The following is an 11,702-nucleotide window of genomic DNA, read 5'->3' as shown; positions in this document are numbered from 1 at the left end:
AAAGAGTGCATTTATACTGGAGGGATTACCAATACTAAAAGTTATGTTACCATTTGTTCTTATCTTTTTTCTTGTCATTGCGATGTATATTGCTTATCAAAAGAGAAAAAAATCTGGGATAAAAGGATTGAAAAGTGCGTTAACTTCTATTTGCTTCTTTTCACTTGCAGTCTTAAATATGTTTGCATAGTGGTTTCATTTTGGTGGTGCTTTTACTTGGTTATTTTCAATTGTATTATTGCTAGTTGGTGCATATTTTACTAAATATATTCCAATATCTAAAAAGGTACATTAAAGTTTATAAGAGTTTAAATATAATGTTTACTTTGTTTTGAGAAGAGATTATTCTACTAAATTGTTGTGAAACGGTTTCATAGGATAATCTCTTTTGTTTAGTTTTGGAAAGAATGTACTGTAATTTTTAGTTGCTCAATAAATTCTCGAGTTGCAGCACACATATATTTATCTTTTCTATAAATTAGCCCTATTTCAATTGTTGGAGTAGGGTTTTCTATTTTAATTGCTTTAATGTTTTTATTTTGTAAAAAGTCTATATATGGTTTGGGTAACACTGTAATTCCCATTCCTTTGGAAACCATTTGGATTAAAGATTCCATCGTACTAATTTCTAAAATTGGCCTTGGTTTAAAGTTTAATTTTTGACAATGAGATGTAATTAGTTCGGTTAAAAAGAAATTTTTAGGTAAAAGAATTAAAGGGTAGTTCTGTAATTCAGCAATAGATACATGATTACGTTCAGCTAATCGATGACCAGTGGGCACGACCAATGTAAGATCGCTTTTGTATAGAGGGATGGAGATAATCTCTTTATCTTGCACCGGGAGAAATGTAATTCCGATATCTAGTTCGTTTTGTAATAATTTTTCACGAATATCTCCTGTACGAAGCCCTAATACAGAAAGCTTTATATTGGGATATAAATTATTAAAATTTAAAATAGCTGGTGGTAGTAAATAATTTACGACGGTTAACAAAGCCCCTATTGTTAAGGAACCTTGCTGTAAACCGTTTAGGTCTTGAATGGCTGAACGAGCTTGTTCGACTTCATGAAAAATGGTTTTACTATGTGATAATAAAATCTTCCCTGCTTCAGTTAAAGATATTTTTTTACCAATTCGATCGAAAAGTGGCATTCCTACTTCATGCTCTAATGCACGTATTTGTTGACTTAGTGAAGGCTGTGAAATATTTAATTTTTCAGCTGCTTTTGTGAAATGTAATTCTTTTGAAACAGCTAAAAAGTATTCAAGTTGTCGTAATTCGATTGGAATCACCTCAAGTATAATGATAGGTTATACCTATCATTATTATATAAATAATTGAATTGAACAATGATTTTAGAGGTTTTATAATCATCTTTATATAGCAGAGAGGGTTGTAAAAATTAATCGAGAGAAAATACATGTAACACCTTTAAAGGAGGAAATAGAATGGCTAATGAATATCAATTATTATCTTTAAGTATAGGATTACCAAAAGAGGTTACATACGGCGGAAAAGTAATTCATACAGGCATAAATAAGAAGCAAGTAAAGGAACCGGTATATTTATCCTTTGTAAAATTTAATGGAGATGGACAGGCGGACTTAGTTCATCATGGAGGAGTAGATAAAGCAGTTTGTGTTTATACTGGTGATCACTATCCATACTGGGAAAAAGAATTGAATCAAGATCTTGTATATGGGGCTTTCGGAGAAAATATAACAGTTAGTGGTATGCGCGAAGAGGATGTTTGTATTGGTGATACGTTTGAGCTCGGAGAGGCAATCGTACAGGTAACACAACCAAGGCAACCTTGTTTTAAATTAGCAAAAAAATATAATATTCCAAAGTTACCACTATATTTTCAAGAAACAGGATATACAGGATTTTATTTTCGTGTATTAAAAGAAGGATGGGTATCATCAGTCGATACATTAAAAAGTCTACAGTCTGATCCGAAAGGTGTTTCAATAGCGTTTGCTAATCGTATCATGCATAAGGAAAAACAAAATATTGAAGGGGTAAAAAGAATATTAGAAGTAAATGCACTTTCAAGTAGTTGGAGAAAGTCTTTTGAAAAGCGTATAAGTGGAGAAGAAATTAATACGAAGGAAAGACTTGAAGGGATAAAAGAATAAAAATATTTTATTATAAATAGTGTATTTCTATTAGTAAAAGCTAATTAGAAAGCGCTATTTTTATATAATAAACTAATTAATATCCAGAAATCTTAATATTGTTTTATTCGACTTATTTTCAAATAGTCAAAACATAAAATTAATTAGACTTTTTTTTTATGTTTTATGATAGTATATTGATTGGTAAGACCTCTATTTTTAAGAGTAGGTCATATAAGTATATCTAATTTAATGGAATTTAACATTTGGAGGTACAACATGGGGAATGTTGAAAAATTGGCAAGTCTTCTAATAGAAGAACCGAAAAGAGAGCAGTTATTTCCTTTATTTGAAGAAGTGTTTGGAATTAAAACTCAAACATTGAATGATTTTTCGGATAAAGGATATTGGGATGATACATATAAAGCTTTATCGTTTTTACAAGAAGATAAAGTGATTGCAAATGTTGCGGCATTTTCACTCCCATTATTAATTAATGGTGAAAAAATAAATGCGGCGGGTATTCAATCAGTAATGACACACCCTAATTTCCGTAGACAAGGGTTAATGACACAATTAATGGATAAAATGATAGAAGAAATCGATAAGAAATGTGAATGTGCATTATTGTTTACGGAAAACCCTGAACTATATACAGCATTTGGATTTAAAGTTGTGCAGGAATATTTGATGACTATACCATATGATAAAAATATTAATAATAACGATTCACTACTTAAAAAGTTAGATTACTATAATATAGAGAATAGACAGTTAATACATGAAACTATTGATAGTAGCCAAAGACTTTCAAATAGTTTTTCAACTTTAAACTTCCATCCTTCATTTTATTTGAATATGTATGATTCGGAATGGAATGAGAAATTGTATTATTCAGAGAAACTAGATGCTCTAATCGTTTATGAAGTAGAAAATGAAAAGTTGAAATTATTTGGAGTATTTGCGCCAGTACTTCCGGTTTTAGATGAATTATGTGGAGAAATCAATGAAAGGTTTACGGACATCGAATTTTATTTTTCTCCGGATCAATTAGGGGTTGAGGATGTACAGTTTACAGAAGTACAGTCTAGCAAGTATTTAATGGTTCGAAGTGATAAAGAGTTAGATTTTAAAGGTTATAAATTCCCAGTATTAGCGGAGTTTTAAATGTCTATATAAATGCTTTATTATGGAGGAGCTATGAATATATCGTATATACCAGAACATATTGAGCAACTCACTATAATGAATGTACCTGAATACTATAAAATTAATGATAATCATGCGTTTATTGTCCGTTCGAAAGCAGAAACTGATTTTTGGCTTAAAACACATTATGGTTTTGAAGTAATGAATGGTCATGTATTTTATAATGAGATGATGACAGACTTTCAAGCTGAAGTTCAGTTACGTATGAATCCAAATTCAAAATTCGATCAAGCAGGTCTTTTTGTTATGATTTCGGAGAACTGTTGGCTAAAAACATCTTTAGAATATATCCCTGAAGGGCCATCTCACTTAGGTGCTGTCGTAACGAATAATGGATATTCTGACTGGTCAACGCAAGATTATCCAACTGAAGCAGCTAAGCAACAACTTCGTTTTCGAATTATTCGAAAAAGCGGTGATTATACAATATATGTGAAAAAGGGCCATCAATGGGAACAAATAAGAATCGCTCATTTAATGGAGGATATAGGGAAGGAGCCTGTTAAAATAGGTTTTTACACGTGTAGTCCTTCTAAAAATAAGGGATTTGAGACTGAGTTTTTACATTTTACAATTGAAGAAATATAGATAAAAAACCGTATTCTTTTCATTAAGAATACGGTTTTTGTATTTATATAATATAAAGCACATTTATTGACTAGAAAGTCATTAATACTTATCATTTAATAATGTTAAATATTAATTTACATAATATAATAGAAGTAATAAAGAAATTACAAAATATATAGCTTAAATAAGGAGGGATATGAATTATTCAGTGGTAATTTCATGGGAAAAGGAGATTATGTATGAAATCATTTCGTAAGTTATTACAGTATTTAAAACCATACATGTTCTTCGCTATTATTGGGCCGCTATTTATGGTACTTGAGGTTGCGATGGACTTAATTCAACCGACTATTATGCAACATATCATTGATGTTGGGATTGCAAATCGGGATTTAAATTATGTAATAAAAATGGGGCTTCTTATGATAGGAGCAGCAGCACTCGGTTTAGTTGGAGGGCTTGGGTGTATGATGTATTCTACAAAAGCAGCTGTTAATTTCGCTACAGACATACGAAAAGATGTGTTTGCGAAAATAGAAACATTTTCTAGTAATAATCGGGACTCATTTGGAACAGGTAAATTATTAACGATCGTGACAAATGATATCACTTCCATTCAATCGGCAATGACGATGACATTACGTGTTCTCGTTCGTGGTCCACTGTTATTTATCGGAAGTATAATTATTGTTTTTGTAACAGCGCGAGAGTTATTTCCAATATTACTTGTAGTTGTTCCGATTTTATTACTTGCGATTATTTTAATTGCAAGTAAAGCAAGTGGTACATTTAAAAAGGTGCAAGAGGCATTAGACAAAGTGAATACAAAGCTACAAGAAAATTTATCTGGTGTGCGTGTTATAAAAGCGTATGTAAGACAAAAATACGAAATCGCTCAATTTGGAAATGTAAATACAAATTTAACGAAGATAAATATTCGAGCTGTGCAACTTATTTCTTTAATGATGCCAATCATTATGCTAGTTGTAAGTGGCGGGATTGTCGCAACATTATGGATTGGTGGAGAAAAAGTATTCGATGGAACGCTTCAAGTAGGAGCGATTTTGGCATTTATTAATTACTTGAATATCATTTTAATGTCACTTATGTCGATTAGCATGGTATTTATTCAAATTGCGCGAGCTTTTCCATCTGCGGATCGTGTACAGCAAGTGTTAAATACCGAGGTTGATATTATAAGCGAAGCGTATGCGATCGAACCTGAGAAAATTGAAGGAAATATCGAATTTAAAAATGTTAGTTATAGCTATACGAAAAATAATGAATACGTTTTAAAAGATATTTCGTTTAGCATACAAAAAGGTGAAAAAGTAGGGATTATTGGATCAACTGGAAGTGGTAAATCTACCTTAGCGAAACTGTTACCACGTCTATATGATGTGGATCATGGTGAAATATGTATAGATGGAATAGATGTTAAAAAATATGATTTGCAAAAACTCCGTGCTTCAATAGGGTTTGTACCTCAGAAGGCATTGTTGTTCTCAGGCAGTATAGAAGAAAATTTACGTTATGGTAAAGAAGATGCAACACATGACGAGCTGGAAGTAGCAGCTGCATCAGCTTGTGCGACTGAGTTTATCAATAAGCTGGAAGAATCTTATCAATATAATTTAACACAAGGCGCGACAAATCTATCAGGTGGACAAAAACAACGTGTATCAATTGCAAGGGCACTTGTGAGAAAGCCACCGATTCTCATATTAGATGATTCTACATCAGCAGTTGATGCAAAATCAGAGGCTACCATTCAAACAGCTTTAAAAACAAAATATAAAGGCACAACGACTTTATTAATTGCGTCCAAAATTTCTTCCATAATGGATGCGGATAAAATACTTGTATTAGATAATGGTGAATTAGTTGGCAATGGTACACATGAACAATTGTTAGAACAAAGTGAGGTTTATCAGGAAATTTATCTTTCCCAAGGTGGTAATTTGGATAAAGAAGGTGGGGAAGAACATGCGTAATTTTCAAGGGCAATTTGCTAATAAAGGTGGACGAAACACCCCAAAGATGGGAAAAGCTAAAAATGCTCAAGGAACTGTAATGCGGGTATGGAACTATATGGGCTATCAAAAAGCTGCTCTTATGTTTGTTATATTTCTAGTCGTTGTTACTACATTACTTGGATTATTAGGTCCATATTTTATGGGAGTCATTATAGATCAATATATTGTACCGAAAGATTTAAGTGGTACAGCAAGAATGTGTATGTTACTTATCGCGATTTATGGTGTAACTGTACTTTTAACATGGTTACAAACGTTTGTCATGATTAACGTTGCATTAAAAACAATTCAAAAAATACGACAAGATATTTTTGAGAAAATCCAAACGCTTTCTTTACGGTTCTTTGACGTGCGTTCTCAAGGTGATTTAATGAGCCGTGTGACAAATGATATAGATAATTTGAATCAAGCTTTGACACAAAGCGTTGTACAAATTATTTCATCAGCATTAACTTTTATAGGTGTAACGATTGCAATGTTCGCCTTAAATTGGATTTTAGCAATTGTAACTTTAATTACAGTACCTATTATGTTTTACGTTACAAAAAAACTAGTTGCATATAGTGGTAAAAACTTTGCGAAGCGTCAAAAAGATTTAGGTGAATTAAATGGATTTATTGAGGAAGCAATTACAGGTGCGGATGTTACAACGTTGTACGGAAAAGAAAAAGAAACTGTACAAAATTTCAATAAAATTAATGAACAGCTAAGAGTTTCAGCTACGAAGGCTGATACATTTTCAGCTTTTATTTTTCCAAGTATGAACTTTATTAATAACTTAGGTATGGGGCTTGTCATTGGGACTGGATCAGTTATGGTCTTAAACGGAATGACAACAGTAGGAGTTATTGCGGCTTTTATTAATTATTCTCGTCAATTCTCAAGACCGCTAAGTCAATTTGCGACTTTAATGAATACAATTCAAGCGGCGGTTGCTGGTGGAGAACGTGTTTTTGAGATTATGGATGAGGTACCAGAAATTCAAAATAAAAAAGACGCATTTGTTGTACAAAATTTACAAGGGCATGTTGCACTTGAGAATGTTTCATTTGGCTACGCAGAAAATAAAACGATTTTAAAAGAAGTGAGTCTTAAAGCGCAGCCAGGAGAGACAATTGCTTTAGTTGGTCCGACTGGATCAGGGAAAACAACAATCATTAATTTGTTAACTCGCTTTTATGATATACAGCAAGGACAAATTCATATTGATGGAAAAGATATAAAAGATTATGATATTAATTCTTTACGAAGTAAAATAGGAGTAGTTTTACAGGATACGTATTTATTTGCTGGTTCGATTATGGATAATATCCGTTATGGACGCTTAGATGCTACTGATGAAGAAGTTATCACTGCAGCTAAGGCAGCATCTGCACATTCTTTTATTAAGCATTTACCAAATCAATATGAAACAGAAATTGCTTCAGAAGGATCGAATTTAAGTCAAGGACAAAAACAACTTCTTGCGATTGCACGAGCAATTTTAGCAGATGCAGATATATTAATTCTCGATGAAGCGACATCAAATATTGATACAAGAACAGAATTACAAATACAAGCAGGACTAAATAATTTAATGAGAGGTCGCACAAGTTTTGTGATCGCTCATCGACTTAAAACAATTGAAAAAGCAGATCAAATTCTTGTTATAAAAGATGGAAATATTTTAGAAAGAGGGAATCATGAGTCTCTCATGGAAGATAGAGGGTTTTATTTTGATCTGTATACGAGTCAGTTTAAAATTTAATATAAAAAATGAGGTTTCTCTAGAAAAGAGAAGCCTCATTTTTTATATTCGTAAATTTTATGAATCACTTTTCAAACCAAATTCATTATCCGACCTGAAAAATACTTATACTTGCAGAGACATTTGTTAAAGAGCCGCCATCACTATTTGAGAGAGTGATAGTACTTGCTGAAGAGGTGTTATTTATTAAAGTCAATGTTGAAGGAACAACTGTTACGGTAAAAGCAGCAGTACCTTGATTTATTGTATGTGGTGACCCCGTACCAAAACGCCCACCTGGAATTGGTGTACCATTTAGTTCGAGGGAAAATTGGTTTTCGCGAGAAGCTTGTAATTGAAACTCTGCTACATATGTTCCTAGTGTATTAATTATAATATTTCCAGTACCTGTGATGTGACTAAGGGCAGTTCCTGTTATAGGTCCATTTGTGTTAAAAGTAACACTACTTCCCACTGCGATTGATTGGTTAGTAGTATCAAAAACATATAGATAGTTTGTTAACCCTACACTAGCCGCCCCAGTAGGTCCGGTGGAACCGGTAGAGCCAGTATGTCCAGTGGAACCGGTAGCCCCAGTAGGTCCAGTGGAGCCAGTAGAACCAGTAGAACCAGTGGAGCCAGTAAGTCCGCTGGAACCAGTAGCCCCGGTAGGTCCAGTAGGAGAATGTGGGAGAATAATACGGTTAATATCTAAAAGTGAAAAGTTAATGAACATATCTTTGTTTTGATAATCTATCGAAATCACCTCACTAGCATGTTTAAAGAAATAGTAAAGTAATAATTTTTATAGGTATTTCATTTCTATATTATTAATGCAACTTATTTTGGAAACAGTAAATAGCTATCATGACTATAGGGTATTAATTTTCAACCTAAATTTTAATAAAACCTTTATTAAAGATAAAGAGCGCTTTTAAAGGCGCTCTGAGACAAGTTTCATGTTGAAAAAGGGAATTGAGGATATTATGTGCATACTGTTTTAGAATGTTGTAAATTTTTAATTAAAAATAAAAAGATCTTATAAAAATTTAAAATTTGTATTATTAGATAGTCACCATACAATAAAATATGCTTGTTTGATATAAATGTGTGTCAAATTTACCAAAATATATTTTGGCATGCATAAGAAAATTAAAATACTTTGTTAGCAAATACTAGCGGCTTCAGTGACAGATGGTAGAAAAAGTTTACGTGGTATTGTAATAATCTCAAGCGCTATTTGCGTGGAATATAGGAGTATTTGAGTTAAATCTAAAGCGAGTGTTAAAAGTATTATGAAGCTTGTAAGAATTACAAAACTACCCCAAAAGAAACTTTTTGAAGTGTTACGGAAATCTTTTATTAAGGAAAAGAAAGAAAAAAATGCAGTAACAATAAGAATGAAAAATTTATACTTATCAGACATTATGACCCTCCTAAATAACAGTAATTTATATTATACCGTATTTTTCAATATTATTATAAAAAGATTTTAAAGTGAATAATAGGAAAAAATAAGGCCATAACTCTTAAAACATTAGTTTTGATTTTATTTTTTAAGAAACGGTATGAAAGATTATAGGCTGGTGATACGAGATTAAATAAGGGGAATCTGCGTGCAGCAAGAGTCCCAAATCAGATTTCTACTAGAGAAAAGTAGTTAGTTGGAGTAGGTAGATTAATAAAAAACGGATGGATGTGGAAACTAAATATTTATGACATTAAGTACAAAGGTCAGGAAATATAGTTTGGTATTCTGAGAATAACCGGAGGTCCGTAGTTAAGGTTGCATAGTATTTATATTTTTTTTCTAATTTTTCAATTGTTGTTAAATGATGAGAACCTAATCCACGCCGTACACTATGTTGAGAAAGGGTCGGTCCAATTTGCAATTTTCGTTTTTTCATTGCATCGTTCCATGGACTATAAAAAAATTTAAAAATAAAAGCAGGTTCCATGTAAATGCTATAAGGATAATGTGAACCATGTCTCCCGACTCTATAGTTCCCATCCGAATTATTGTGAATTAATCTACCGTTAAGATAAAGTTGATTTGGAGTAGGTTGAATTATTATGCCGTGATAACGTTGTTTAACAAGCGGAGAACTATATCTTGGATTAGTGTAGCCATGAGTCGGTTCATCGATCATCATAATCACTCTTATTGAAAACATATTGTCACCCAAAGTGTTAAGTGATTTGAAAAATTTTTCTTTATTGTAACAGCATAGGAATTCTGTCGTATTTAATACCATTTTCCATCCTGTAATTTCTCTTTCAATTTTCATAACTTCTTGATCAACTAAATAAGCATCAAATTCGAGTGATTTTGAGTTTCGTATTTCCCAATTAGGAGCGAATGTTTTACAGATTTCAACTGAACGATCAGTGGATCCACGGTTAATAAGAATACCATGATCAAAAAGCTTTGTATGGTGCATTAACCACCATGGAAGTAAATATTCTTCATTGTAAAAATGAGAAATTAAAGTAGTCTTAATCAAAATCACCTCCGTATTTAACCGGCCTCTTATTTAATATGATATGGAAGGAACCTTATTGTTAGAAGGTTCCCTCTTAAAAATTTTAAACAAATAGGGTATATGGATGAATTAGTATATAAAGTAGTCTGATTGATGAAGAGTGGTATTAAAAAGTACAAAAACCTAAAACGAGAATGAGCATTGAATTAGTGTATAACGATTGAAATAGCACTAAAAACTAATAATACAGCCATAATGATGTTAAATAATTGATTGTGTTTTAATAGAAGTTTTTGAAACATAGAACCGAATAAGCTCCAACTAAATGTACTTGTTAAACCGACTATACCAAGAAATAATGAAAAAAGTAGAAAGCTTGAATATGAATTGTAGTAAGGAAGGATAAAAGTTGATACTACAGTCAGTCCGAATAAGATCCCTTTAGGGTTCACAAACTGAAGAAAAACCCCTACTGTAAATAGATTTTTATTATTCTTTTCATCGAGATTTGTACCCCCCTTTGTTAGTGAATATCTTAAAAGCTAAATATAGCATATACGCTACACCTAAAATTTTTAAAGGAGCTTCAATTATAGGGAGGATATTAATTAATAAAATATTAAAGAAACTACATAAGGAAGTGAGGATAAAAAAACCGAAAGATACTCCAAAGCAAAACTTCATGCTCCTTTTTAATCCGTGTTGATTTGCGTATGTCATCGCTAAAAAATTGTTAGGTCCGGGTGTGAAGCTACTTATAAAAACAAATAATAAAAAAGAAAATATAGGCATTTGAAGACCCCCTAATTATTTTTGTGTGTTATAATGACCGAAAAGAACAATATAACGTGTGCTTTTTATTATACATACCGGTCGTTATATTGTATATAGTGTGGGAGTGTTTTTTATGGAAGAAATTCAACTTATACTGGCGAAAAATTTAAAAACTATACGAGAAAAAGAAAAATTGAGTTTGGAAAAAGTTTCCCAATTGACAGGTGTGAGTAAAACGATGATTGGACAAATTGAAAGAGGAGAATCAAGCCCGACACTAACAACAATATGGAAAATTGCAAATGGCTTGAAAGTTTCTTTTACCTCTTTAATCAACAATCCACAGCCTGATACGAAGGTGATTTTAAGAAAAGATATTCAAGTATTGTCTGAAGACAATGGAAAATATAATGTGTATCCTTCTTTTCCTTTTCAAGATGATAGACATTTTGAAATGTATACAGTGGAAATAGAAACAGAAGGGAAATTAAGTTCAGAAGGGCATAAAGAAGGCGCAGAAGAATTTATAACGGTATTTGAAGGTGAATTGACATTAAAAGTGAATAACAGTCAATATAAATTAAATAGTGGAGATTCAATTCGTTTTAAGGCCGATAGAGCACACTCTTATTATAATTTAGGGAAATCTTTGACTCGATTAAGCATGACAATTTATTATCCAACTGCATAAGTGTGCATTTACAGTAACAAAAGATAAAACCATCTATATGAAGTGAACCCGAATAGTGGTACATGAAAAAAACACCTCCTGAATTCGCATACT

The 11,702-nt window shown here is 32.1% G+C and carries 10 protein-coding genes and 2 pseudogenes; 7 read left to right on the top strand and 5 right to left on the bottom strand.

Translation table 11 applies throughout. The annotated features are described in order from the left end of the window. Positions 1-31 precede the first annotated feature (31 nt). Positions 32-295, top strand: a pseudogene (locus ACODS7_RS16220) (hypothetical protein). Between the two features lie 97 nt (positions 296-392). Here ACODS7_RS16220 and ACODS7_RS16215 read toward each other — a convergent pair. Continuing rightward, complete coding sequence (locus ACODS7_RS16215; RefSeq protein ID WP_016081666.1) at positions 393-1,295, bottom strand: LysR family transcriptional regulator; 903 nt, start codon at positions 1,293-1,295, stop codon at positions 393-395. A gap of 156 nt (positions 1,296-1,451) precedes the next feature. Here ACODS7_RS16215 and ACODS7_RS16210 point away from each other — a divergent pair, with 156 nt between their 5' ends. The 5 genes from ACODS7_RS16210 to ACODS7_RS16190 all read left to right on the top strand — a co-directional run bounded on the left by ACODS7_RS16210 (position 1,452) and on the right by ACODS7_RS16190 (position 7,682). Next, positions 1,452-2,141, top strand: a complete 690-nt coding sequence (locus tag ACODS7_RS16210) for an MOSC domain-containing protein (RefSeq protein WP_029442285.1) — start codon at positions 1,452-1,454, stop codon at positions 2,139-2,141. Between the two features lie 258 nt (positions 2,142-2,399). Further along, positions 2,400-3,287 carry a GNAT family N-acetyltransferase gene (locus ACODS7_RS16205; RefSeq protein WP_029442286.1) on the top strand — a complete coding sequence of 296 codons (888 nt, stop codon included), beginning with the start codon at positions 2,400-2,402 and terminating at the stop codon, positions 3,285-3,287. Between the two features lie 33 nt (positions 3,288-3,320). Continuing rightward, a complete protein-coding gene (locus ACODS7_RS16200) occupies positions 3,321-3,917 on the top strand; it encodes a DUF1349 domain-containing protein (RefSeq protein ID WP_001027675.1) in 597 nt (198 codons plus the stop codon). Between the two features lie 221 nt (positions 3,918-4,138). Further along, entirely contained in the window at positions 4,139-5,893 is a 1,755-nt protein-coding gene (locus tag ACODS7_RS16195) for an ABC transporter ATP-binding protein (RefSeq protein WP_029442287.1), read from the top strand. After that, positions 5,886-7,682 (top strand): ABC transporter ATP-binding protein, encoded by a 1,797-nt coding sequence (locus tag ACODS7_RS16190; RefSeq protein ID WP_016081661.1) that lies wholly within the window; start codon positions 5,886-5,888, stop codon positions 7,680-7,682. The genes ACODS7_RS16195 and ACODS7_RS16190 overlap by 8 nt, the downstream gene beginning before the upstream one ends. A gap of 85 nt (positions 7,683-7,767) precedes the next feature. Here ACODS7_RS16190 and ACODS7_RS16185 read toward each other — a convergent pair whose 3' ends face one another. The 4 genes and pseudogenes from ACODS7_RS16185 to ACODS7_RS16170 form a co-directional block, all read right to left on the bottom strand. Beyond that, positions 7,768-8,427, bottom strand: coding sequence for a collagen-like protein (locus ACODS7_RS16185; RefSeq protein WP_373371764.1), 660 nt, complete (start codon positions 8,425-8,427; stop codon positions 7,768-7,770). A gap of 399 nt (positions 8,428-8,826) precedes the next feature. After that, entirely contained in the window at positions 8,827-9,087 is a 261-nt protein-coding gene (locus ACODS7_RS16180; protein ID WP_016081658.1) for a hypothetical protein, read from the bottom strand. 295 nt (positions 9,088-9,382) lie between these two features. Then, positions 9,383-10,165 carry a glycosyltransferase family 2 protein gene (locus tag ACODS7_RS16175; protein WP_016081657.1) on the bottom strand — a complete coding sequence of 261 codons (783 nt, stop codon included), beginning with the start codon at positions 10,163-10,165 and terminating at the stop codon, positions 9,383-9,385. 185 nt (positions 10,166-10,350) lie between these two features. Further along, a pseudogene (locus ACODS7_RS16170) lies at positions 10,351-10,936 on the bottom strand (LysE family transporter). Between the two features lie 115 nt (positions 10,937-11,051). Here ACODS7_RS16170 and ACODS7_RS16165 point away from each other — a divergent pair. Beyond that, entirely contained in the window at positions 11,052-11,609 is a 558-nt protein-coding gene (locus ACODS7_RS16165) for a helix-turn-helix domain-containing protein (RefSeq protein WP_029442289.1), read from the top strand. The last annotated feature ends 93 nt before the right edge of the window (positions 11,610-11,702 follow it).

This window comes from Bacillus sp. FG16, from assembly GCF_057809515.1.
The sequence above is the reverse complement of the archived record's forward strand: the minus strand, read 5'-3'. Positions and strand labels throughout refer to the sequence as shown.